The 24,974-nt window shown below is 61.3% G+C and carries 18 protein-coding genes; 15 read left to right on the plus strand and 3 right to left on the minus strand.

The annotated features are described in order from the left end of the window. The 3 genes from efeO (ACCD00_RS09990) to efeO (ACCD00_RS10000) all read left to right on the plus strand — a co-directional run. Positions 1-1,204: iron uptake system protein EfeO (gene efeO / locus ACCD00_RS09990; protein ID WP_413424036.1), on the plus strand; the 1,204-nt coding region annotated here is incomplete at its 5' end. Further along, on the plus strand, positions 1,201-2,511 hold the full coding sequence (efeB, locus tag ACCD00_RS09995; protein ID WP_413424038.1) for an iron uptake transporter deferrochelatase/peroxidase subunit: 1,311 nt from the start codon (positions 1,201-1,203) through the stop codon (positions 2,509-2,511). The genes efeO (ACCD00_RS09990) and efeB, both read left to right, overlap by 4 nt. A gap of 27 nt (positions 2,512-2,538) precedes the next feature. Further along, positions 2,539-3,363: an iron uptake system protein EfeO gene (gene efeO / locus ACCD00_RS10000; protein ID WP_413424040.1), complete on the plus strand. Its 825-nt coding sequence runs from the start codon at positions 2,539-2,541 to the stop codon at positions 3,361-3,363. 102 nt (positions 3,364-3,465) lie between these two features. On the opposite strand, the gene pssA is transcribed toward efeO (ACCD00_RS10000), so the two are convergent. Next, positions 3,466-4,809 (minus strand): CDP-diacylglycerol--serine O-phosphatidyltransferase, encoded by a 1,344-nt coding sequence (pssA, locus tag ACCD00_RS10005; protein ID WP_413424042.1) that lies wholly within the window; start codon positions 4,807-4,809, stop codon positions 3,466-3,468. 218 nt (positions 4,810-5,027) lie between these two features. On the opposite strand from pssA, the gene ACCD00_RS10010 reads away from it, so the two are divergent. The 3 genes from ACCD00_RS10010 to ACCD00_RS10020 all read left to right on the plus strand — a co-directional run bounded on the left by ACCD00_RS10010 (position 5,028) and on the right by ACCD00_RS10020 (position 7,105). Further along, positions 5,028-5,591 (plus strand): TetR/AcrR family transcriptional regulator, encoded by a 564-nt coding sequence (locus ACCD00_RS10010; RefSeq protein WP_413424044.1) that lies wholly within the window; start codon positions 5,028-5,030, stop codon positions 5,589-5,591. Between the two features lie 56 nt (positions 5,592-5,647). Beyond that, positions 5,648-6,124, plus strand: coding sequence for a DUF1348 family protein (locus ACCD00_RS10015; protein ID WP_413424047.1), 477 nt, complete (start codon positions 5,648-5,650; stop codon positions 6,122-6,124). A 201-nt stretch (positions 6,125-6,325) separates the two neighbouring features. Further along, positions 6,326-7,105 carry a TSUP family transporter gene (locus tag ACCD00_RS10020; protein ID WP_007974280.1) on the plus strand — a complete coding sequence of 260 codons (780 nt, stop codon included), beginning with the start codon at positions 6,326-6,328 and terminating at the stop codon, positions 7,103-7,105. Here the strand turns inward: ACCD00_RS10020 and nudC are convergent. Together nudC and ACCD00_RS10030 are read right to left on the minus strand one after the other, a co-directional pair. Next, positions 7,073-7,903, minus strand: a complete 831-nt coding sequence (nudC, locus tag ACCD00_RS10025; RefSeq protein WP_413424049.1) for an NAD(+) diphosphatase — start codon at positions 7,901-7,903, stop codon at positions 7,073-7,075. The genes ACCD00_RS10020 and nudC overlap by 33 nt on opposite strands. A 6-nt stretch (positions 7,904-7,909) precedes the next feature. Beyond that, complete coding sequence (locus ACCD00_RS10030) at positions 7,910-8,722, minus strand: crotonase/enoyl-CoA hydratase family protein (RefSeq protein WP_413424051.1); 813 nt, start codon at positions 8,720-8,722, stop codon at positions 7,910-7,912. Between the two features lie 558 nt (positions 8,723-9,280). Between ACCD00_RS10030 and glgA the strand changes: the two genes are divergently transcribed. The 9 genes from glgA to ACCD00_RS10075 all read left to right on the plus strand — a co-directional run bounded on the left by glgA (position 9,281) and on the right by ACCD00_RS10075 (position 24,951). Continuing rightward, the gene (glgA, locus tag ACCD00_RS10035) at positions 9,281-10,864 is read left to right on the plus strand and encodes a glycogen synthase GlgA (RefSeq protein ID WP_413424053.1); all 1,584 of its coding nucleotides are present in this window, start codon (positions 9,281-9,283) and stop codon (positions 10,862-10,864) included. Between the two features lie 11 nt (positions 10,865-10,875). Continuing rightward, positions 10,876-12,675 carry a malto-oligosyltrehalose trehalohydrolase gene (treZ, locus tag ACCD00_RS10040; RefSeq protein ID WP_413424055.1) on the plus strand — a complete coding sequence of 600 codons (1,800 nt, stop codon included), beginning with the start codon at positions 10,876-10,878 and terminating at the stop codon, positions 12,673-12,675. After that, positions 12,672-14,750 (plus strand): 4-alpha-glucanotransferase, encoded by a 2,079-nt coding sequence (gene malQ / locus ACCD00_RS10045; protein WP_413424057.1) that lies wholly within the window; start codon positions 12,672-12,674, stop codon positions 14,748-14,750. Before treZ ends, malQ begins: the two co-directional genes overlap by 4 nt. Then, positions 14,747-17,542, plus strand: coding sequence for a malto-oligosyltrehalose synthase (locus ACCD00_RS10050; RefSeq protein WP_413424059.1), 2,796 nt, complete (start codon positions 14,747-14,749; stop codon positions 17,540-17,542). Before malQ ends, ACCD00_RS10050 begins: the two co-directional genes overlap by 4 nt. Before the next feature lie 21 nt (positions 17,543-17,563). Next, positions 17,564-17,899 carry a DUF2934 domain-containing protein gene (locus ACCD00_RS10055; protein ID WP_413424061.1) on the plus strand — a complete coding sequence of 112 codons (336 nt, stop codon included), beginning with the start codon at positions 17,564-17,566 and terminating at the stop codon, positions 17,897-17,899. A gap of 155 nt (positions 17,900-18,054) precedes the next feature. After that, positions 18,055-20,217, plus strand: coding sequence for a glycogen debranching protein GlgX (glgX, locus tag ACCD00_RS10060; protein WP_413424063.1), 2,163 nt, complete (start codon positions 18,055-18,057; stop codon positions 20,215-20,217). 216 nt (positions 20,218-20,433) lie between these two features. After that, entirely contained in the window at positions 20,434-21,192 is a 759-nt protein-coding gene (locus ACCD00_RS10065) for a PIG-L deacetylase family protein (protein ID WP_413424065.1), read from the plus strand. Between the two features lie 114 nt (positions 21,193-21,306). Further along, the gene (locus tag ACCD00_RS10070) at positions 21,307-22,071 is read left to right on the plus strand and encodes an endonuclease/exonuclease/phosphatase family protein (protein WP_052037668.1); all 765 of its coding nucleotides are present in this window, start codon (positions 21,307-21,309) and stop codon (positions 22,069-22,071) included. Between the two features lie 273 nt (positions 22,072-22,344). After that, positions 22,345-24,951 (plus strand): autotransporter outer membrane beta-barrel domain-containing protein, encoded by a 2,607-nt coding sequence (locus tag ACCD00_RS10075; protein WP_413424068.1) that lies wholly within the window; start codon positions 22,345-22,347, stop codon positions 24,949-24,951. The last annotated feature ends 23 nt before the right edge of the window (positions 24,952-24,974 follow it).

Below are 24,974 nucleotides of genomic sequence, written 5' to 3' on the forward strand. Positions count from 1 at the left end.
CCCCCAGGCTTCCCCACCCCGCGCCTTGCGCTGGGCGGTGGCCGGCTCGGTGATCGTCATGATCGCCGCCGGCGGCCTGTTCTACTACGCCGCGCAGCTGGCGGCGACCAAGCGTCAGGCAAACCACGATGAAGTGGTGGTGACCATCCACCCGCACAGCTGCGAACCCAATGCCCTCACCGTCCCGGCCGGGCGCGCCAGCTTCCGTATCGTCAACCGCTCCGACCGCGCCGTGGAATGGGAAATCCTCGACGGCGTGCTGGTGCTCGAAGAACGGGAAAACATCGCACCCGGTTTGAGCCAGGTCATCAACGCCAACCTGCTGCCCGGCGACTACAGCATCACTTGCGGACTGCTGAGCAACCCGCGTGGCACCTTGCATGTCACGCCGACAGTGGCCTCCGACGCGGCCGCCAAAGCCAGGCCGTCGATGGTCGCCTTTGTCGGGCCGCTTTCGGAATACCGCGTGTACCTGAACAGCCAGGGCACCGCGCTGATCAAAGCCGTCACCGCCCTCCAGCAAGCCATCTTGTCCGGTGACCTGAGCCAGGCGCAAGCCTTGTATGGGCCGGCGCGCGCGGCGTATCAGCGTGTCGCGCCTGCCGCTCAACGCCTGGCGGAACTGGACAACGCCATCAATGCCCGCGCCGACTATTTCGAAAAACGCGAGCAGGACCCGGGCTTCACGGGTTTCCACCGCATCGAATACGCACTGTTCCAACAACGCACCCTCGCGGACCTGACGCCGATTGCCCAGCGACTACTGACGGACGTCACCACCCTCAAACAACAGTTGCTGGCCCAGTCACTGCCGCCGGAGCAACTGGTGAGCATCATGGTGCGCAATCTCAACGGCATCGCCGATGTACGCGCCAGCAGCGGCGAAGAGGAACGCTACAGCCATGGCGACCTGAACGGCTTCGCCGCCAACCTCGACGCCACGCGCAAAGTCGTCGACCTGTTGCGTCCGTTGCTGAGCAAATCCGCGGCCGGGTTGCTGCCGACAATCGACAGCGCCCTCATCGCCTTCGACGCCGAACTCAATGGTTTCAAGGTGGGCGACGGTTACGCCAGTTACGACAGCGTCAGCGCCGAGCAGCGCAAACAGATCGCCGACAAGGCCAGGGCACTGGCCACCGCACTCAATGAAATCGATCCCGCCCTTGGCCTTTCCGGCCTGTTAGCAGAAGACGCAAACCGATGAACGATCCAGAGCAATTCAACCTCCAGCGCCGCCGTGTACTGATGGGCATGGGCGCCGCCGGTGTCGCCCTTGCCGGCTCGGCCCTCAGTTGCCCGGCCATGGCCGCCAGCCCCGCGCAAGTCACGCAAGCGCCGAGCAGCGACAAAACCGCTGACCGCCACGAGTTCCATGGCCAGCACCAGACCGGCATTGTCACGCCGCGCCCGGCGGCCGGCATGCTGGTGTCCTTCGATGTGTTGGCCAGCGACCGTGAAGACCTTGAGCGGCTATTTCGCACCCTGAACCAGCGCATTGCGTTCCTGATGACGGGCGGCCCGGTGACCCAGGTCGATCCGAAGCTGCCACCTCTGGACTCGGGCATCCTCGGGCCGGTCGTGACCCCGGATAACCTGACCGTTACGGTGTCGGTGGGCGAATCGCTGTTCGATGAGCGCTTCGGCCTGGCCGACGCCAAGCCCAAGCGGCTGACACGCATGGTCGGCTTCCCCAACGACGCGCTGGAACCTGATTGCTGCCATGGTGACTTGAGTATCCAGTTCTGCGCCAACACCACCGACACCAACATCCATGCGCTGCGTGACATCGTGAAAAACCTGCCGGACTTGCTGCTGGTACGCTGGAAACAGGAAGGCAGCGTGCCGCCCCAGGCCCCGGCGAAACCTGGTGCGCCAGCACAGAGCGCGCGCAATTTCCTCGGTTTCCGCGACGGTTCGGCCAACCCCGATTCCAACGACGCCAAGGCCATGGACAGCATCGTCTGGGTGCAGCCCGGCAGCGATGAGCCAGCGTGGGCAGCCAACGGCAGCTACCAGGCCGTGCGCATCATCCGCAACTTTGTCGAACGCTGGGACCGCACGCCGTTGCAGGAACAGGAAAGCATTCTCGGCCGGGTCAAAAGCACCGGTGCACCCATGGGCGGTGCCCACGAATCCGAGGTGCCGGACTACAACAAGGATCCGCAAGGCAAGCTGACCCGGCTCGACGCGCACATTCGCCTGGCCAACCCGCGCACTGCCGCGACCCGGGCCAACCTGATCCTGCGCCGGCCGTTCAACTACTCCAACGGCGTGAACAAGAACGGCCAACTCGACATGGGCCTGCTGTTCATCTGCTACCAGGCCGACCTGGAAAAAGGCTTCATCACCGTGCAAACCCGGCTCAACGGCGAACCACTGGAGGAATATCTCAAGCCGGTCGGCGGCGGCTATTTCTTCACCTTGCCCGGTGTCATCGGCGACCAGGATTTCATCGGTCGCTCGCTGCTTGATGCGACACAACCCGCTCATCCATCAAAAACTACCGCCTGACCACAACAACCCTCACGGAACAGCCCCATGAAGAAGTCACCCCTCGCGTTAATGCTGACCCTTGGTTTGCTCAACACTTCGCTTTCGGCATTCGCAGCGACAGCGCCGATGGACCTGGTGGGGCCGGTCTCGGACTACAAGATCTACGTGACCGGGCAACTGGATGAACTGGCCAGCCACACCCAACAATTCACTGACGCCGTGAAAAAAGGCGACCTGGCCACCGCGAAAAAACTCTACGCGCCGACTCGCGTCTACTACGAGTCGATCGAGCCGATTGCCGAGCTGTTCAGTGATCTGGATGCGTCCATCGACTCCCGCGTCGACGATCACGAAAAAGGCGTGAAGGCCGAAGACTTCACCGGCTTCCACCGCCTCGAATACTCGCTGTTCTCGGAAAAGAGCAGCAATGACCTGGGCGAACTGGCTGACGGCTTGAACAAAGACGTGAAAGACCTGCAGACCCGCGTGGCCGGCCTGACCTTCCCGCCCGAGAAAGTCGTGGGCGGTGCTGCTGCGCTGCTCGAAGAAGTCGCGGCAACCAAGATCTCCGGTGAAGAAGATCGCTACAGCCACACTGACCTGTATGACTTCCAGGGCAACATCGACGGCGCGAAGAAAATCGTCGACCTGTTCCGTCCGCAGATCGAAAAACAGGATGCAGCGTTCGTGGCCAAGGTCGACAAGAACTTCGCCACCGTGGACAAGATCCTGGCCAAGTACAAGACCGGTGACGGTGGTTTCGAGACCTACGACAAAGTGAAGGACGCCGACCGCAAGGCGCTCGTGGGCCCGGTCAACACCCTGGCTGAAGATCTGTCGACGCTGCGTGGGAAACTGGGTTTGAACTAGTTTTCAGCGTCTGAGCGGGCCCCTTCGCTGGCAAGCCAGCTCCTACAGGAAAAATGCGATTGACCTGTAGGAGCTGGCTTGCCAGCGAAGCTTTTTCAGGCCTCAGAGGATACGGTAAAGCAAGCGCTCGATCCGCACGCGACTCACGCGCTTGAGGAACTTGGCAACGCCCATCGGGTACTCGGCGAGGGTTTCCAGGTTCTGGAAATGCTCGATTCGACGGGTGTGCTGGAAGATCTCTGTCAGCTCGTTGCGACGCGGCTCCAGCAGTTCGCCATGGGGATCATCGATCAACAAGGCGTTTTCCAGGTCGAGTCGAAACGCCCGCGGGTTGAGGTTGTTGCCAGTCAGCAAGGTATAGCGCTGATCGATCCACATGCCCTTGAGGTGATAGGAGTTGTCGCCATCACGCCACAGGTGCAGGTTCAACTGACCGCTGTCGATGTTGCGCTGATGGCGCTTGGCAAACCGGCGCAAGCTGATTTCGTACAGGTACGGCAACGCCGAAATGACCCGGAACGGTTCGCTCGGCGGAATGTAGAAGTCGTTGGCAGTCTTGTCGCCGACCACAATGTCGATCTTCACCCCACGGGCCAGCGCACGGTTGATCTCGCGGATGATCGCCAGCGGCAGGTTGAAGTACGGAGTACAAATGGTCAGTTGCTGCCGGGCGCTGGCGATCAGCTCACAGATCACCCGGTTCAGCGGATTGTTCTTGCCGACGCCAAGCAACGGGCTGACTGACAAGCCTGCCCTGTCGGTGGTGCCCCGCGTGGTGTCGTACGCCGCGTGCTTGAGACGGCTGCGCAGGTCACCGATGTCATTGCGCAGGCTGCGGGTGGTCGGCAGGTTCGGCAGGTCGAGGCGGTGCACCGCTTTTGAGGCCACAAGGCCGTGCTGCACCAGGTGCTGCATCGAATCGGCCAGGTCGCGATTGTGCAGCAGGTGATAGCGGTCGTAGCGGTACTTGTCGAACTTGTGCAGATAGACGTTGTTCAGGCTCGCGCCGCTGTAGATCACACAGTCATCGATCACGAAGCCTTTGAGGTGCAGCACACCAAACAGTTCGCGGGTTTGTACCGGGACGCCGTAGATCGGCACGACACTTTCACGGGTGCGGGTCATTTCCTGATACCAGGCGGAGTTGCCCGGTTGCTTGCCGGCACCGATCAGGCCGCGCTGGGCGCGCAGCCAGTCGACGACCACCACCACGTCCAGTTCCGGACGCGCCAGTTTGGCCGCGTGCAAGGCATCGAGGATTTCCTGGCCGGCTTCATCCTGTTGCAGGTACAGCGCAACGATGTAAATGCGCCGGGTCGCGCTGGCGATTTTCTCCAGCAGGCAACGACGGAATTCGGCAGCGCCACTGAGGATGCCGACGGCATCGGCCGTCAGCGGGAAACTGCGCAGTTTGGGCAGCAGGGAGCGTTTGAAAAGCAACGGCATAGGGCTCGCAAAGGGTCGAATCCGAAGAACCCGAGAGCTTACACCATCGATGGGTTCGGGTCTTGTTACTGTCTGTAATGACGCCATCGCTGGCAAGCCAGCTCCTACGGATTGACCGCATTCCCCCTGTAGGAGCTGGCTTGCCAGCGAAGGCCATTTATCAGGCACTGCAAAAATATTAATTGACCAAGGAGAACGATCGTTCTACTGTTAGCCACATGAACGAAATCACTAGCACTGACACACGCGACATCATTCTGGATGTCACCGAAAAGTTGATCTACAAAAGTGGCATAGCCGCCACTGGCATGGATCTTCTGGTGAAAACCGCCGGCGTCTCCAGAAAAAGCATTTATCGCTACTTCGCCAACAAGGACGAACTGGTTGTGGCCGCCCTGCAACGCCGCGACCAGCGCTGGATGCACTGGTACCGCGAGGAAGTCGGCCAGGCCGAAACCCCGGCCGAGCGACTGCTCAACCTGTTTACCGTACTCAAGTCGTGGTTCGCCTGCGAAGGCTTCCGCGGCTGCGCCTTCATCAACACCAGCGGCGAAACCGGCGACCCGCAAGACCCGGTGCGCCTGGTCGCCAAAGAACATAAACAGAAGCTGCTCGACTACGTGTGCGAGCTGTGTACCGAATATGGTGCCGAGGATCCGCAGATGCTGGCCAGACAGCTGCTGATCCTGATCGACGGTGCCATTACCGTGGCGCTTGTAATGGGTGATCACAGTGCCGCCGATAATGCGCAATGCATGGCGCGAAAGTTATTGGGCCTGTAGCAACTTAATCAAGCTCGACATTGTGTTTGAACTTTAACTTGATACGGAGACTTGAAATGTCCAATGCCGAAGTTCGTCCGCCATTACCCCCTTTCACCCGTGAATCGGCCATTGAAAAAGTTCGCCTGGCTGAAGATGGCTGGAACTCCCGCGACCCGGAGCGCGTGTCCCTGGCCTACACCCTGGACACCCAATGGCGCAATCGTGCCGAGTTCGCCTACAACCGCGAAGAAGCCAAGGGCTTCCTGACCCGCAAATGGGCCAAGGAACTGGATTATCGACTGATCAAGGAACTCTGGGCCTTTACCGGCAACCGCATCGCCGTGCGTTATGCCTATGAATGGCACGACGACTCGGGCAACTGGTTCCGTTCCTACGGCAACGAAAACTGGGAGTTCAACGAGGACGGCCTGATGGCCCGCCGCTTCGCCTGCATCAACGACATGCCGATCAAGGAAAGCGAGCGCAAGTTCCACTGGCCGCTGGGGCGCCGTCCTGACGATCACCCGAGCCTGTCGGACCTGGGCCTGTAGATTCACCGATATCAATTGTGGGAGCGGCGGTGCGGCGATCCGACTTGCTCGCGAAAGCGGTGCGTCAGCCAACATTTATGCTGGATCTGACTTCCTCTTCGCGAGCAAGCCCGCTCCCACAATGGTTTTGTGTTGTGCAGGTGGTTAAGATGCTGCCCTTCCCTGCAGCCTCTTTCTGCACCCGCCGAATAAGCCGATCCCATGCCTTTCGAACTCAGCGTTGACCTCTCCACCCTGGCCATCCTGGCCCTTGTCGCTTTTGTTGCCGGTTTCATCGACGCCATCGCCGGTGGCGGTGGTCTGTTGACCACCCCGGCCCTGTTGACCGCCGGCCTGCCGCCGCATCTGGTGCTGGGCACCAACAAACTCAGTTCGACCTTCGGTTCGGCGATTGCCAGTTTCACCTTCTACCGCCGCAAGCTGTTCCACCCCGCGCAATGGGTGCACGCCATCGTCGGTACCCTGGTCGGCGCACTGACCGGTGCCGTGGTCGCGCATTATCTGCCGGCAGAATGGTTGAACAAGATGCTGCCAGTGATCGTCTTCGCTTGCGGGGTCTATCTATTGTTTGGCGGCACGCCGAAAGCGCCAACGGACAGCGACGCACCGATCAAGAAAACGTGGCAATCGACCCAAGGCTTCAGCCTCGGCTTCTATGACGGCGTGGCCGGTCCCGGCACGGGCGCGTTCTGGACCGTGAGCAGCCTGCTGCTGTACCCCATCGACCTGGTGAAGGCCAGCGGAGTGGCGCGCAGCATGAATTTCGTCAGCAACGCGGCGGCGCTGTCGATCTTCATCTTTTCCGGTCAGGTGGACTGGATCATCGGCCTGTGCATGGGCTCGTCGCTGATGGTCGGCGCGTTCTTCGGCGCCCGCACCGCCATCAGCGGCGGCGCGAAATTCATTCGCCCGGTGTTCATCACCGTGGTGCTGGGCCTGACCGTGCGTCTAGCCTGGCAGCACTGGTTCAGCGTGGCCTAAACGCCGCGCCACATAGAGGTCGATCAGGTAACGGGCAATCGAGCGTGACGCCGGCAACGGCGGCAGCTCGTGCACGTTGAACCACTGGGCATCCTCGATCTCGTCTTCCTGACAGACGATCTCGCCACCGGCGTATTCGGCATGAAAGCCGAGCATCATCGAGTGCGGGAACGGCCAGCACTGGCTGCCCATGTACTGGATGTTCCTGACCTCGATGCTCACCTCTTCGCGAACCTCGCGAATCAGGCAGTCCTCGGCCGATTCGCCCGGCTCGGCAAACCCGGCCAGGGTGCTGTAGACACCCGGCACAAAACGCGGCGAACGTCCCAGCAGAATCTCGTCGCCGCGGGTCACCAGCACGATCATGCTCGGTGAAATGCGCGGGTAATAGCGCAAGTCACACGGCTCGCAGTACATAGCCCGTTCACGCACCACCTGATGGGTCGCCTGCCCGCAATTGCCGCAAAAACGGTGCTCGCGGGCCCAAGTGCCGATCTGTGCGGCGTAACCGAGCACCTTGTAGACCGTGTGATCGCCTTCCAGCATGAACGCCCGCAGGCCTTTCCAGTTGCAACCCGGCACCTCGCTGTGACTGCGCAGCTCCAGCAGATAGACAGGCTCGCCATCGAGATGACCGATGCCATGCTCGGCAAGAATCGACAGATCCTGACGCTTGAGCCATTCGCGGGGAAACAACGCGCCGTTGTCATCGAACAGAAAGCCTTCGGGGCTGCGCGCAACGGCCCAGCCGCCAGGTTGATCGGTGTCCAGTACTGCCGTGGTCCAGCGAGGAATCATGGTTAATCAATCCAGAAATTCGGGTTTCTGTTTGCTCATATGGGCGGCCATGGCCACGCGCAGATCGGTGGATTGCAGCATGGCGGCGTTCCAGGTAGCGATGTATTCGAGGCCGTCATCGATGCGATGGTCACGCATGTAACTGATCATCTCTTTGGTACCGGTGACGGCGATCGGCGACTTTCCGGCGATTTCGCGGGCGATGCCCATGACGCCGTCAAGCAGGCTGGCGTTGTCGCTGTAGACGCGATTGACCAGGCCCATGTCCCGTGCTTCATCGGCACCAAAGGTGCGACCAGTGTAAGCCAGTTCACGCAGCATGCCGTCACCGATGATTCGCGGCAAGCGTTGCAATGTGCCGACGTCGGCGGCCATGCCGATGTCGATTTCCTTGATTGAAAACTGTGCGTCTGTGGCGGCATAACGCATGTCGCACGCGGCAATCAGGTCGATGGCGCCACCCAGGCAGTAACCCTGTATGGCCGCGAGCACCGGTTTGCGGCAGTTATCGACCGCATTGAACGACGCTTGCAGGGTGAGAATCTTGCGTCGCAACAGGCGCGCATTGCGCCCGACGTCCTTGCCCAGTTCATTGGCCACGCCGGCCAGCATCATCAGGTCGATACCCGAGGAGAAATGCTTGCCTGCCCCGCTGAGGACCACCACGCGCACTTCATCGGTTTCGTCGATCCACTGGAAAATCTCGACGATCTCGCTCCAGAACGCAGCGTTCATCGAGTTGATCTTCTCCGGGCGGTTGATCTGCACATGGGCGATTTTATCGACCAGTTCGACGTTGAACGCAGTGTACCGAGACATGCCAGTGATCCTTTTGCGGGCAAAAATGAGGCCCGAACTATAACAAGGCATCGCGACCGGCAGTAAGGCAGCGGTTCAGCCAAATGCGGGACTCACCGCACGCACCAAAACAGTGCATAGCCGCCCGATCACCTCGCACATTTATGTGACTGCCCGGTGACTTTTTGCAGCCAAAACGCAAAAAAACATGCACTTCGTCGGGGCACCTGCACCTCGATCAGGCACGTCCGTACCGCTACAAACCGATTGTCGAACAATTTTGCCATCTGCCCTTTACCGCTCTAAGTTCTGGCCTAGACTCATTTTCTTGAGACGAAACCGGTCGGTCACAAAGTGGAAAAAAAGTCGAAACTTTTTCCAATCCCGATCGGTCCTCTGACAAGAAGGTGCGTTGCGACTGGTGCAATCCTTGCAACGGCTCATTCACCCCTTTTGCTTCGACGCATCGGGCAGCGCTTGCTCACTGATGCGTAGCGCGATTGCGCCCGGCCAGCGGAATTGGCCATGAAACACCGTTTGCCAGACCTAAGAATTAGATCAACAACACGGGAGATTCATATGATCAGTACGGCTTTGGAAATACAGGGAGAGCGTGCTCATCAGGTCGGCGATTCGATCGCCGTAACTGCCGCAAACACCCAACCCGTCAGCGTTCCTGGCACCAGGATGCTGACCCCGGCGGCCAACCAGAATCCGAACCGTAAAAAAGTGTTGTTTGTCACCTCGGAAATTGCCGACCTGGTGAAAACCGGTGGCCTGGGCGACGTATCTGCGGCGCTGCCACGGGCCATGGCCCACCTGCACGATGTGCGGGTGTTGATCCCGGGTTACCCGCAGGTGCTGCACAGCGAGAACCCCATTCATATCATCGGTGAGCTTGGCGGGCATGCTGCGCTGCCACCGTGCAAGATCGGGCGCATGGACATGCCCGATGGTCTGGTCATTTACGTGTTGATCTGCCCCGAACTCTACGAGCGCGAAGGTTCGCCCTACGGCGCCAACAACGGCCGCGACTGGCCGGACAACCATATCCGTTTCGCCCGCCTGGGCCTGGCGGCCGCCGACATTGCCGCCAACCTCGCACAAATCCACTGGTGCCCGGACCTGGTGCACGCCCACGACTGGCCCGCGGGCCTGGCCCCGGCCTACATGCACTGGCGTGGGCAGCGTACGCCGACGCTGTTCACCATTCACAACCTGGCGTATCAAGGCGTGACCAGCCTGGGCTCGTGCCCCGAACTGGGTATTCCCCATCACGCGCTGCAACAGGAAGGCATGGAGTTCTACGGCAAGATGTCGTTCCTCAAGGCCGGCATGGCCTATTCGAGCCACATCACCACCGTCAGTGCGACCTACGCCCAGGAAATCACCACCCCGGATTTCGGCTGCGGTCTCGACGGTTTCCTCGCCGCCAAGACCCAGCAAGGCCTGCTCAGCGGGATACCCAACGGCATTGATGAAAGCTGGGATGCGGCGACTGATCCGCACCTGTTCTGCCCGTTCAGCATCGGCGACTGGGATGGCAAGGCGGTGAACGCCGCCCATGTCCGCGAGCTGTTCGGCCTGCAAGACTCCGAAGGGCCGCTGTTTGCAGTGGTTTCACGCCTGGTCTACCAGAAAGGCCTGGACCTGACCGAAGCGGTCTCCGAATACATCGTCAAATCCGGTGGCCAGATCGCGATCATCGGCCGTGGCGAGCCGGAAGAAGAACAGTCGATGCGCGAACTGGCCCTGCGCTTCCCCGGGCAGATCGGCGTGCGCATTGGCTTTAACGAAACCGATGCCCGGCGCATGTTCGCCGGCAGCGACTTCCTGCTGATGCCTTCGCGTTACGAGCCATGCGGCTTGAGCCAGATGTACGCCCAGCGCTTCGGCTCGTTGCCGGTGGCACGCAATACCGGCGGCCTGGCCGACACCATCGAAAACGGCGTGACCGGGTTCCTGTTCGATGAATCCACGGTGCAGAGCTACCAGGAAGCCCTGAGCCGCGCGTTCAAGGTGTTTGCCTTCCCCGACCTGCTGCACGCCATGCGCTGCCGGGCCATGGCTGCACCGTTCAACTGGTGCAAGGCGGTCGAACCCTACGCCGAGCTCTACGAGCAGCTTGTGGCGAAAGCGTTGGGGAAATCGAACAAACAGTAGAGGCTTGCAAGATGCCGTTACGGACCCTTGAGACCTGGCCCCACGGCGCAATCATGCTGGACGCAGAGCACACGCGATTCGCGTTGTGGGCGCCAGATGCGTTTTACGTCAGTGTCGAACTGGAAAATGGACAGTCCTTGCCGTTACTGCCCCAGGCCGACGGCTGGTTCGTGAGCAACACCCGATGCCCGGCGGGCACGCGTTACCGCTACAGCATCGATGGCGAGCTGGAGGTGCCCGACCCGGCCTCACGCGCCCAGGCCGGCGATATTGACCGATACAGCGTGGTGGTCGATCCGCTGGCCTATGCGTGGCAACACAGTACCTGGCTGGGACGACCGTGGAACGAAGCGGTGATCTACGAATTGCATGTCGGTGCGCTCGGCGGCTTCAGTGCCGTCGAGCAGCATCTGGCACGCCTGGTGGAACTGGGCGTCACCGCGATCGAACTGATGCCTATCGCGCAGTTTCCCGGTGAGCGCAATTGGGGTTATGACGGCGTCCTGCCCTACGCGCCCCAGGCTTCATACGGCTCACCCGAGCAGCTCAAGCACTTGATCGACACCGCCCATGGCCACGGCCTGGCGGTGATCCTCGACGTGGTCTACAACCACTTCGGCCCGGACGGCAATTACCTGCATCGTTATGCCAAGGGGTTTTTTCGCGAAGACAAACACACGCCGTGGGGCGCAGCCATCGACTTGCGCCGTCGCGAAGTACGGGACTTCTTCATCGAAAACGCCTTGATGTGGCTCCTGGAATACCGTTTCGACGGTTTGCGCCTGGACGCGGTACACGCCATCGAAGACCCGGATTTCCTTGAGGAACTGGCGCAACGGGTGCGCCAGCAGACGGGGGCGGCGCGGCATGTCTGGCTGATGGTCGAGAACGAACACAACCAGGCCAGCCTGCTGGAATACGGTTACGACGCACAATGGAATGACGACGGCCACAACGCCCTGCATGTGTTGTTGACCGGCGAAACCGACGCCTATTACGCCGACTACGCACAAAACCCCACCGAACAACTGGCGCGCTGCCTGAGCGAAGGCTTCGTGTTCCAGGGCGATCTCAACCGCCATGGTGTTGCACGCGGTGAACCCAGCGGGCATTTGCCGCCCGGTGCGTTCATCCTGTTCCTGCAGAACCATGACCAGATCGGCAATCGGGCCTTCGGCGAGCGCCTGCATCAACTCGCCCACCCGCAAGCGCTGCGGGCGGCGACGGTGTTGCTGCTGTTGTCGCCGATGATTCCGCTGCTGTTCATGGGTGACGAGTTCGCCGTCGAACAACCCTTCCTGTTTTTCACCAGCCATCATGGCGAATTGGCAAAGCAGGTCCGCGAGGGCCGACGTAACGAGTTCGCCGCGTTCAGCGCGTTTGCCGACCCTCGTCAACGCGAACACATTCCGGACCCGAATGATCCGCAGACGTTTGCAGCATCCCGCCCGGTCCTGCCATCGACCGGTCATTCAGAGATGCACGACCTGTATTGCCGACTGCTGCAGATCCGCCATCGACTCATCATCCCGCGCCTGCCGGGCGCCCAGGCCCTGGGCACCGACGTGCTGGGCGATGGTGCGGTGAGTGCATCCTGGCGTTTGGGCGATGGCAGCCAACTGCGCATAGACCTGAACCTCAGCGACAAACCCGTAGACCACACCACACACAGCGGTGCCATGTGGTTGTTCGAATACCCGCCAGAGAGCGCCGGCCTGCTGGACCACGGCACCCTTGCTCCGTATTGCGCGCTCGTCAGCCTTGCCGCCACAGCAGTCCCCTTTGCTACCCCGTATGGAGAGCGTCCATGAGTGATGCGCAACTGGAAATTCTGGCCAGCCGTGCCGGCCTCGCGGTCGACTGGATCGACGCCAACGGCCGCCCGCAAAAAGTCGCGCCTTCAGTGTTGCGCAACGTGCTGACCGGCCTGGGCCACCCGGCTGGCAGTGCCCAGGAAATCGACGCCAGCCTGCTGGAGTTACAGGCGGTGCAACAAACACACCGCTTGCCGCCATTGATGACTGCCGATGAGGGGGGCGGCCTGGACCTGGCGCGTTACTTCGAGCCTCAAACCCCTTGCGAAATCCACCTCGAGGACGGTTCGCGGCTCAACCTGAAGCTGGACGCAAATTCGGTGCTGCCGGGGCTGGTACCGGTCGGCTATCAACAGGTCAGCATCGACGGACAAACTTTCACTCTGGCGGTGGCCCCCGCCCGTTGTTACAGCGTGGCCGATGCCGTGGATAACCCGATCCCGCGTGCCTGGGGCCTGAGCGTGCAATTGTATGGATTGCGCCGCCCCGGCGATGGCGGGTTTGGTGACACCCAGGCGCTGGAGGACCTCGCCCGGGTCGCCGGTGAACGGGGCGCCGAGGCTTTGGCGATCAGCCCGTTGCATGCGATGTTTTCCAGTGACACGCAACGCTACAGCCCGTATTCGCCGTCCAGCCGTTTGTTTCTCAACAGCCTTTACTGCGCCCCCGGCACCATTCTCGGCGAACGCGCCCTGCGTACCGCCATCGATGCAACCGGGCTGGCCATTGAACTCAAAGCGCTGGAAGAACGCCCGCTGATTGACTGGCCGGCCGCTGCCGAAGCCAAGTATCGATTGCTGCAGGCACTGTATGAAGGCTTCGTCCAGGGTGAACACCCGTTGCATGAAGACTTCAGCAGTTTTCGTCACGCTGCCGGCGAAGCGCTGGAAAACCATTGCCGCTTCGAAGCCATCCAGGAGGCTCGTGCCGCCCGCGGTGAACACCTCGACTGGCGGCTGTGGCCTGAACCCTGGCGCAACCCGCGCAGCGCCGAACTGGCGGCATTTGCCGAAGACAATGCCGTGCGCATCGGTTTCTTTGCTTTCTGTCAGTGGCTGATCGCTCGCTGTCTGGAGCGCGCGCAAGCCACCGCCCGCGCCAGTGGCATGAGTATCGGCCTGATCGCCGATCTGGCCGTCGGTGCCGATGGTGGCGGCAGCCAGGCCTGGAGCCGTCAGGACGAGCTGCTCGCCGCCCTGACCGTTGGTGCGCCACCGGACATTCTCAACCGCAGTGGCCAGGGTTGGGGAATTTCCGCATTTTCCCCTGAAGGCCTGGTACGCAATGGTTTCCGTGCCTTCATCGAAATGCTGCGGGCCAATTTCGCCCATTGCGGTGGCTTGCGTATCGATCACGTCATGGGGCTGCAGCGTTTGTGGGTGATCCCCAACGGCTCGCCACCGGCCGACGGCGCTTACCTGTACTACCCGGTGGACGACCTGCTGCGTCTGTTGACCCTCGAATCCCATCGTCACCAGGCCATCGTCCTCGGCGAAGACCTCGGCACCGTGCCGGACGGCCTGCGGGAAAAACTCGTCGCCCGCTCGATGCTCGGCATGCGGGTATTGCTGTTCGAGCAGGACAACACTCACTTCAAGCCAATCCTCGACTGGCCGGACAATGCCCTGGCGACCACCAGCACCCATGACCTGCCCACCCTCAACGGCTGGTGGCATGGCCGGGACATCGACTGGAACGCCCGGCTCGGCATGGTCGATGCCAGCGGTGAAATCGAATGGCGCCAGCACCGCGAGCGCGAGCGCGAGGGCCTGCGCCGGGCGTTGAGCCAGGACCCGCAGAACTTCCGCGAAGAGTCCCACGAAACCGACCAGGTGCTCGATGCCAGCGTGCGCTTTCTCGGCCATACCCGGGCGCCGTTGGTACTGCTGCCGCTGGAAGATGCCCTTGGCGTCGAACAACAGGCCAACCTGCCGGGCACCATCGACACGCACCCGAACTGGTCGCGGCGCTTGCCCGGATACAGCGAAGCCTTGCTCGATGGGGCGGATGCCGCGCGGCGCCTGGAACTGCTCGCCTGTGCGCGACTTCAGGCGGCCGAGCGTGATCGATGACTCAAGTGCCGACCCGACCGCTGCGCGCCACCTTGCGCCTGCAATTTCATAAAGGCTTCACCCTGGAAGATGCAGTGCCACTGGTGCCGTATTTCGCCCGCCTCGGCATCAGCCATGTCTACGCCTCCCCGCTGTTGCGCGCCCGTGCCGGGTCAATGCATGGCTATGACGTGGTGGACCCGACCAGGGTCAATCCGGAACTGGGCGGCGAGGCGGCGCTGCGCAGCCTGGTCAGTGCCTTGCACGGGCAGAACATGGGCTTGATCCTCGATGTGGTCTCCAACCACATGGCGGTCGGCGGCAGTGATAATCCCTGGTGGCTGGATTTGTTGGAGTGGGGGCGCCTGAGCCCCTACGGCGAGTTTTTCGATATTCAGTGGCACTCTTCCGATCCGTTGATGGAAGGCCAGTTGCTCCTGCCGTTTCTGGGCAGCGACTACGGTGTCGCGTTGCAGGAAGGCACCCTGCCCTTGCGATTCGATGCCTGGCACGGCACTTTCCATGTCGAGCACTATGAACACCGCTTTCCCGTTTGCCCCTGCGATTACGGCGAACTGCTCAAGACCGATGCACCGCTCGATACGCAACAGGCCGAACAACTCAAATCCCTGGCCGATCGCTTCAGCACCCTGAGCTACCAGAGCGACGCCCACAGCCTGGCCATCCCGCTGAAAGCAGAATTGCGCGACCTGGTCAGCGATCCGGCCATTGCCCAGGCCATCGAGCAACACCTTAAAAACTACGACTCAGTGACCGGCGAAGGCTTCCAGCGCCTGCACAGCCTGCTGGAACGCCAGAACTATCGCCTTGCCAGCTGGCGCACGGCGGCCGATGACATCAACTGGCGGCGCTTCTTTGATATCAATGAACTTGGTGGTCTGCGTGTCGAGCGTCCAGCCGTGTTCGAAGCCACCCACGCGAAGATCTTCCAGTTGGTGGCTGAAGGGCTGATCGACGGATTGCGCATCGACCACATCGACGGCCTCGCCGACCCGCGGGGCTACTGCCGAAAACTGCGTCGCCGGGTCGACCGCCTGTCTCCGGGCCGTCACCTGCCCATCCATGTCGAAAAGATCCTCGGCGAAGGCGAAACCCTGCATCGCGACTGGTCAGTGGATGGCACCACCGGCTACGAATTCATGAACCAGTTGTCACTCCTGCAACATGATCCACGGGGCGCGCAGCCACTGGCCGATCTCTGGCATCGTCACAGCCAGCGGCCCGCCGATTTCTCCGTGGAAGCACAGCTGGCCCGCCAGCAAATCCTCAGCAGTTCCCTGGCCGGGGATTTCGAAAGCGTCGCCCAGGCCCTGCTGCAAGTGGCCCGGGACAATCTCATGACCCGCGACCTGACCCTCGGCGCCATTCGCCGGGCCTTGCAGGCGCTGATCGTGCATTTCCCGGTGTACCGCACCTACATCAGCCCCCTCGGCCGGTCAGCCCGGGACGAGGTGTTTTTCCAGCAGGCCATGGACGGCGCCCGTCAAACCCTGGGCGAAGCAGACTGGCCAGTGCTCGACTGCCTGGCCGGTTGGCTCGGCGGTGAGCCCTGGCGGCTACGTCCGGCCGGTCGTCAGCGCAAGCGCCTCAAGCACGCCTGCGTTCGTTTCCAGCAACTGACTTCGCCAGCTGCGGCGAAAGCGGTGGAAGACACCGCGTTCTATCGTTCGGCAGTCCTGCTCTCGCGCAATGACGTGGGGTTTGGCACCGAACAGTTCAGTGCGCCGGTTGCCGACTTTCACCAGGCCTGCATCCAGCGTCTCGACACCTTCCCGGACAATCTGCTGGCCAGCGCCACCCACGACCACAAGCGTGGCGAAGATTCACGCGCGCGGCTGGCGGTATTGAGCGAACGCAGCCACTGGTACGCCGGGCAGATCGGTCTGTGGCGCACCCTCGCCCGGCCATTGCGCAATGACGATCAAGTGCCGTCAGCGGGCGATGAATTGATCCTGTATCAAGCGATCCTTGGCAGTTGGCCGCTGGACCTCGATATCGATCATCGACCGGCTCTCGAGGCCTACGCAAAACGCCTCTGGCAGTGGCAACGCAAGGCCCTGCGCGAAGCCAAACTGCAAAGCAGCTGGAGCGCACCCAATGACGCTTACGAGCAAGCGACCGAGGACTTCATCCAACGCTTGCTGCTCAGCCCCGAAGGCGAACTGTTGCGTGCTGCCCTCGGCAAAGCCGTCCGATCGATTGCCATCCCCGGAGCGCTCAACGGTTTGGCGCAAACCTTGCTGCGCATGACAGTGCCCGGCGTGCCGGACCTTTATCAGGGCAACGATTTCTGGGACTTCAGCCTGGTCGATCCGGACAACCGTCGAGCGGTGGATTACACCCGTCGCCAGCAGGCGATGCAGCAACCTCAGGATCTGCCTGATCTGCTGGCGAACTGGCGTGACGGGCGCATCAAGCAGGCCTTGATTGCACGCACCCTGGGCCTGCGGGCCGAGCATGCCGAGCTGTTCCGGCGTGGCACTTACCAGGCCCTGGAAGTGGTGGGCGGCGAGGCCCATCGAGTGCTGGGCTTTATCCGTGAACGGGAGGGAAAACGCGCCATCGTGATTGTGCCGATACGCTGTGCCGAACTGCTGGAAAACGGTGCCGAACCACAGGTCCACGCGCCGCTGTGGGGCGATACCCGGATCAAATTGCCGTTCACCGGCCCTGACGAACATCTGAAGGGACTTTTTTCCGGCATCACAGTCACAAAACACAGGGAGCTGCTGGTCAGCGCCGCGCTGGGGGATTTCCCGGTCAATCTCATTATTCAAACTACCCGCACTTGAGTTCAGTTAAGGAGCATTGCAATGAGTACCGACGAAAAACGCATCCGCGAATTCGCTTATCAGATCTGGGAATCCGAAGGAAAACCCGAAGGTCAGGAAGCCCGCCACTGGGAGATGGCGCGCAAGCTGGCAGAAGCCGAAGCCCTGGCCCCAAGCAAATCACCGAAGGTCGCCGCCAGCAAAGCCGCGCCGAAGAAAACCGGCGACGGCAAACTCACCACCGACAAGACACTCAACGGCAAGACCGCCGTGCCGAAAACCAAAGCCAAACCGGCGGCGGCTTCAAAAGTGATCCCGCCGGGAGAAAAGGCCGTCGAGAAAAAGCCCCGGGCGCCGCGAAAACCACCGGCGGTCTGATCAGGCCCAAAACATACCTGTGGGAGCGGGCTTGCTCGCGAATGCGGTCTGGCATTCAACATTTGTGTTGTCTGACACGCCGCTTTCGCGAGCAAGCCCGCTCCCACAGGATGCAGTGCTGATCCAGCGAGTTTTTTTTGTACCCAGGAGCATTCATGACCAGTCCGAAGAAAGCCGCCGCGCCAGCCCCTCGTGCCGAAACCACACGAATCCGTGAAGGGCTGCCCTTCCCGCTGGGTGCCACCTGGGATGGCCTGGGAGTCAACTTCGCCCTGTTTTCCGCCCACGCCACCAAGGTTGAACTGTGCCTGTTCGACGACACCGGCGAGGTGGAGCTCGAACGCATCGAACTGCCCGAATACACCGACGAGATCTATCACGGCTACTTGCCCGACGCTCATCCGGGGCTGATCTACGGATATCGCGTGTACGGTCCGTACGACCCGGCCAACGGCCACCGCTTCAACCCCAACAAACTGCTGATCGACCCCTACGCCAAACAACTGGTGGGCAAGCTCAAATGGTCCGAAGCACTGTTCGGCTACACCATTGGCCACCGCGACGCCGACCTCAGCTTCGATGAACGGGACAGCGCGCCCTTCGTGCCCAAATGCAAGGTCATCGACCCCGCGCACACCTGGGGCCACGACCACCGTGTCAGCGTGCCGTGGGACAAGACGATCATTTACGAAACCCATGTGCGCGGCTTCACCATGCGTCATCCCTCGGTTCCCGAAAACGTGCGCGGGACGTTTGCCGGGTTGATGGTCGATGACGTGATGGAGCACATCCGCAAGCTCGGCGTGTCGACCGTGGAGTTGCTGCCGATCCACGCGTTTGTCAATGACCAGCATTTGTTGCACAAGGGCATGACCAATTATTGGGGCTACAACAGCATCGCGTTCTTCGCCCCCGACCCACGTTACCTGGCCAGCGGCAAGATTGCCGAATTCAAGGAAATGGTCGCTCACCTGCACGAAGCCAATCTGGAGGTGATCCTCGACGTGGTCTACAACCACACCGCCGAGGGCAACGAACAAGGCCCGACCCTGTCCATGCGCGGCATCGACAATGCGTCCTACTACCGCCTGAAGCCGGATGACAAGCGTTTCTATATCAACGATTCCGGCACCGGCAACACCCTGGACCTGAGCCACCCGTGCGTGCTGCAAATGGTCACCGACTCCCTGCGCTACTGGGCCACGGAAATGCACGTGGACGGTTTTCGTTTCGACCTGGCAACCATCCTCGGGCGCTATCACGACGGTTTCGATGAGCGCCACAGTTTCCTCGTCGCCTGCCGCCAGGACCCGGTACTGCGCCAGGTCAAACTGATCGCCGAGCCTTGGGACTGTGGCCCCGGCGGTTATCAGGTCGGCAATTTCCCGCCGGGCTGGGTCGAGTGGAACGACAAGTTCCGCGACACCGTGCGCGCCTTCTGGAAAGGCGACGACGGGCAACTGGCGGACTTTGCCAGCCGCCTGACCGCTTCGGGCGAAATGTTCAATCAACGTGGCCGCCGTCCCTACTCGTCGGTGAACTTCGTCACCGCCCATGACGGCTTTACCCTCAATGACCTGGTGTCGTACAACGAAAAGCACAACGAAGCCAACGACGAAAACAATCAGGACGGCAGCAACAACAACCTGTCCTGGAACCACGGCGTCGAAGGCCCCACTGACGACCCCGAGATCAATGCGCTGCGCCATCGGCAGATGCGCAATTTCTTCGCCACCCTGCTGCTGGCCCAGGGCACGCCGATGCTGGTGGCTGGCGACGAGTTCGCCCGCACCCAGGACGGCAACAACAATGCGTACTGCCAGGACAGCGAGATCGGCTGGGTCAACTGGGATCTCAGCGAAGACGGCAAGACCCTGCTCAAGTTCGTCAAACGCCTGATCAAGTTGCGCCTGACGTACCCGATCCTGCGCCGTGGACGTTTTCTGGTGGGTAATTACAACGAGGACATCGGCGTCAAGGACGTGACCTGGCTGGCGCCGGACGGTAAGGAAATGAGCACCGAGCATTGGCACGACGCGCACAATCGATGCCTGGGCATGCTGCTCGATGGTCGCGCCCAGGAAACCGGCATTCGCCGCAAAGGCGCCGACGCGACGTTGATGCTGGTGGTCAACGCGCATCACGACATCGTCAATTTCCGACTGCCGGAAGTGCCCGACGGTGGTTTCTGGACATGCATGATCGACACCAACCAGCCGTCGATCCGCGGCCAGGAGCGCTTCGAGTTTGGCCACGAGTACTCGATCACCGGCCGCTCGTTGCTGTTGTTCGAGTTACAGCATGAAGATGAAGAGTAGCGACGAGGTTCGGGAATTCACGGCGCCACTGCCGTAGAGCGGAAAAATAATATTGGTCAGGTTCGCGATGCGACGAATAGCGTTACATGAGTAATACTCGATGCGCGGCAATCCAGGGTTTGGCTTGGCGCACATTGTTATCAACGAGCCCTCACGGGTCTGCCGGGCCTGGATCGCGCACGACTGAAGGCGAAGCAGAACAAGGACGTAATGCCCATGAAATCCGTTTCCGTCAGTGAAACCAGCCTGCCAGCACAGATCTGGAACAGTGCCCCGCAACTGGACAGCATTCCGGTCATCAGCCCCCAATCCCTGGTACCCACTGGCGCACGCGCAGTGCTCATTGCCCCCCACCCCGGCGATGAAGTCGTGACTTGCGGCGGCCTGCTGCAATTGCTCAGCAACCTGGGCCACCCACTGCAACTGATCTCGATCACCGACGGCAGCGCCAGCCATCCGGGCTCTGTGCAGTGGTCGGAAAAACGCCTCAGCGTATTCCGTCCCCAGGAAAGCGTCGAAGCCATACGCCGACTCGGATTGCCGATGCACAGCCTGAAGTGGATACGGGGCGGGTTTACCGACAACGCCCTGGTGGAACACGAAGAACAGATCACCCGATTCATCACGCGTTACCTGCGCCCCGGCGATGTGGTGTTCAGCACCTGGCGCGAGGACGGCAACGCCGACCACGACACTGTTGGTCGCGCCAGCGCCCGGGCGGCGGCCAGCGCAGGGGCAACCTATAACGACATACCGCTCTGGGCCTGGCACTGGCCGGCACGGGACCGGGAGCTGATCCCCTGGCATCGTGCACGCAAGGTGCGCCTCGATACCTGGACCATCGCCCGCAAGAGCCACGCCATCCACGCCTATGCCAGCCAACTCGACGGCGAACCGGCCATCGGCCTTGCGCCATTGCTGCCCCGCACGCTGCTGGAGCGTATCCGTTTGTCTTATGAAATCGTGCTGGTTTGAAAGTGCAGCCCATCAGACTGAACTGCCTGCTGGCGCATCAGTCGCATACATAAGCAGCCCTGAATCAGTGGAGTGCATGTGGCCAGTCATTCAAAACGCCAGGAAGCCGAATCAATGCCATTGAACACGCCTGCGGCGATTCATCGGCTTCGTGTGCTGACGGTCAACACCCACAAGGGTTTTACCGCACTCAACCGGCGCTTCATCCTCCCCGAGTTGCGTGAAGCGGTGCGCAGTACGTCGGCAGACCTGGTGTTCCTGCAAGAGGTCGTCGGCGAGCACGACCGCCACTCCTCTCGCTACAACGACTGGCCGCAAACCTCGCAATATGAATTCCTTGCCGACAGCATGTGGAGCGACTTCGCCTATGGGCGCAACGCCGTCTACCCCGACGGTCATCATGGCAACGCCCTGCTGTCGAAGTACCCGATCCGCGAGTACCGAAACCTGGATGTTTCCATTACCGGCCCGGAACGTCGCGGCTTGCTGCACTGCGTGCTGGACGTGCCGGGGCATAGCGAAGTCCATGCCATCTGCGTGCACCTCAGCCTGCTGGAAAGCCATCGTCAGTTGCAATTGCAGTTGCTCTGTCAGCTCCTTGAGTCCCTGCCTGAGCAGGCGCCGGTAATCATTGCCGGTGACTTCAACGACTGGCAGATGCAAGGCAATGCCGCCCTGGTCCGCCGCGATGATTTGCACGAAGCTTTCGAACGCCACCTTGGTCGTCCGGCCAAAACCTACCCCGCGCGGTTTCCCCTGTTGCGCCTCGATCGTGTCTACCTGCGCAACGCCAGTAGCCATGAGCCGAAAATACTCGGGCACAAGCCGTGGACGCACCTTTCCGACCATTTGCCGTTGGCGGTGGAAGTGCACCTCTGAATCGCGGCCAATCCGCGCGAAGTAGCGAAAAATCGTCCCCCACCTGTTATTTCTGACAGTAGCCACGTTGAATCAATGACTGCTACGTTGGTGATGCTCCGCCGGATGTCTGCAGGGGCTTGCACCACATACGTAGCGTCTTGGTTGCTGAAGGTATACACGGGTCGCTGTTTTTCCCGATGCTGTCTTGCAACTCGCGCTGCCGAATACGCCGGATTCCTGGCCACTCATGACGGCCCAGGGAACGGAAGTTGATCCCATCGCGGAGGCAACATGGAGTTTTCGACAGACCTGTCCAGGTACCGTCATGGTGCGTGCCTGTTTTCGATCTGGTTGTGTGCGAACTGGTCCCAGCCCGCCCACGCAGCCTGCACACTCATCCCCACCGCCGGCAACGACAACTTTGTCTGCGACAGCGCTACCAGCGGCCCGCTGAGCGATTTGGCAGGCAATAACACCCTGACCTTCCCCGCCGATGGCAGCGGCAGGATCAACGGCAACGTGACCTTCGGCGCCGGCGCCGACACTGTGGACATGGCTTCCGGCATCGTGGCCGGCACCGTGGATCAGGGCGACGGGGCGGACAGCTTTACGATCAGCGCCGGGCAAGTCACCGGGGCGGTCAGCCAGGGCAATGGCATCGATCACTTCGTCATGTCGGGCGGGACCATTCAGTCCCTGGCCCAAGGGGATGGTCGCGATACCTTCCTGATGACCGCCGGCACCATCGTCGGAGCCTTCGAAGATGGCGACGTCGCCAAAATGACCGGCGGCACCATTGGCCGCGTCGACATGAAACTCGATAACAATATTTTCGATATGTCCGCCGGGCAGATCCTCGGCAATCTGGTGACGGGTTTAGGCACCGACACCATCATCGTTTCCGGTGGCCGAATCGGCGGCAATATCAGTGTCAGCAACGGCAACGACAGCATCACGGTCACGGGCGGGGAAATCGTTGGCGAAATCCGCACCGGCAACGGCGATGACACCCTAGTCTGGGACGGCGGCGGGATCATCCGCTCGCCAATCCTCCTGCAGGCGGGCGACGACCGCGCCGCCTTGCGCAATCTGACCGAAAGCACCCTCGCGCTGACCCCGGGCACCGATGGCGGTATCGGCAATGACCTGCTGACCTTCGATCACACCACCTCATCGGGCGCCGCCCGGTACATCAACTGGGAAACCGTCAACTTGGGCAATGGCTCGCGCTTCGACCTGGATGGCAACTTTCAACTGGGGGACACCACCACCGGCACGGGCGTATTCAATATCGACGGCAGCAGTACGCTGACCTCGGTGCAAGGCAGCATTACGCCATTGACCGCAGGCCGGCTCGCAACCTTGAACAACAGCGGGGTCATCGATCTCGCCAGTGGTAACTCACGCACCAATGACACCCTGACTGTTGAGGGTAATTACGCGGGTAATGGCGGTCAGTTGCATTTGCAAAGCACGGTGGGCGATGACAGCTCCCCCAGTGACAAACTGGTCGTGAACAATGGGACGCTGACCGGCAATACCCTGATTACGGTCAGCAACATCGGTGGCACAGGCGCACTGACGCAGCAGAACGGCATCCAGTTGGTCCAGGCCCAAGGCACGGCGGTCAGCGACAACACCGCATTTGCCCTCAAAGCCCCGGTCTCGGTCGGTGCCTTCGATTACCGCCTGTTCAAAGGCGGTATTACACCGGGCAGCGAAAACAGTTGGTACTTGCGCTCCTCGGTTGTGGCGCCGCCATTGGTCTCCGTCGCCAACCCGGATCCCGCCTTGCCGCCGACGCTGGCGCCTTTGGTGGCAGTACCGGTGGCCGCCCCGGTTGTTAAGGTTTCCGGGGTTCCCGGAGTTCCGGGGGGTGAAGGGGTTGTCACAGTCGAAACCCCGGTGTTACCCGCCGCTGTCCCGGGCGCGGCACCGATCCCGCTGTACCGCGAGGCGGTTCCCACCTGGTCGGTGGTGCCTCCCGCTGCCGCACAATTGAGCCTGACGGCGCTGGGCACGTTCCATGATCGTCAAGGCGACCAGCGCCTGCTGACAGAAACCGGGGCCTTGGGCGCTGGTTGGGGCCGGGTCTACGGCAAGAATCTCGAGCAGACCTGGGCCGGCACCGTCACGCCAAGACTGGACGGCTCGCTCAATGGCTTCCAGGTCGGCAATGACCTGTTCAGTTCACAACTGGCGAGTGGACAGACCCAGCGCAGTGGTTTCTTTGTCGGCCACAGCCGCCTGCAAGGTGATGTCGACGGTTTCAACGAGGGCTTCGAAGGCAAACGCTCCGGCAAGGTGGAATTGCAAGGCGACAGTCTTGGCGTTTACTGGACCCTGACCGATCCTGCCGGCGCCTATCTCGATACCGTGGCCATGTACACCTGGCTCAACGGTGACAACCACTCGCAAAGCGGCCTGAAGATCGACAATGACGGTCACGTCACGACCTTATCGGCAGAGGTCGGATACCCGATCGCGGTGGCTGCTGGCTGGGTGATCGAACCCCAGGCCCAGGCGATTTACCAGAAGGTCAGACTCGACAGTCAGGACGACGGCATCTCCCATGTCTCGTTCGATTCCGACAGCGCCTGGACCGGCCGCGTCGGCGCTCGACTCAAAGGTCGCTACGAAGTCGGCGGCAGGCCGCTTGAGCCGTATCTGCGGGCCAATATCTGGCACACCTTTACCGGTACCGATACCGTCACCTTTGACCATGTCGATCAGGTCGAATCCCAACAACGAACCTCGTCCGCCGACCTCGGTATCGGGATGGTGCTGAGCGTCGCGACATCCGTCAGTGTGTATGCCGGCGTCGACTACAGCAGCAATATCGACAGCACCCAGCAACGGGGAACATTCGGTAACGTGGGGGTGCGGGTGAAGTGGTGAGGATCGACAACCATTCTATCCCG

Source organism: Pseudomonas sp. Pseusp3, from assembly GCF_047304225.1.
In the GTDB taxonomy this organism is placed as follows: Bacteria; Pseudomonadota; Gammaproteobacteria; order Pseudomonadales; family Pseudomonadaceae; genus Aquipseudomonas; species Aquipseudomonas fluorescens_CD.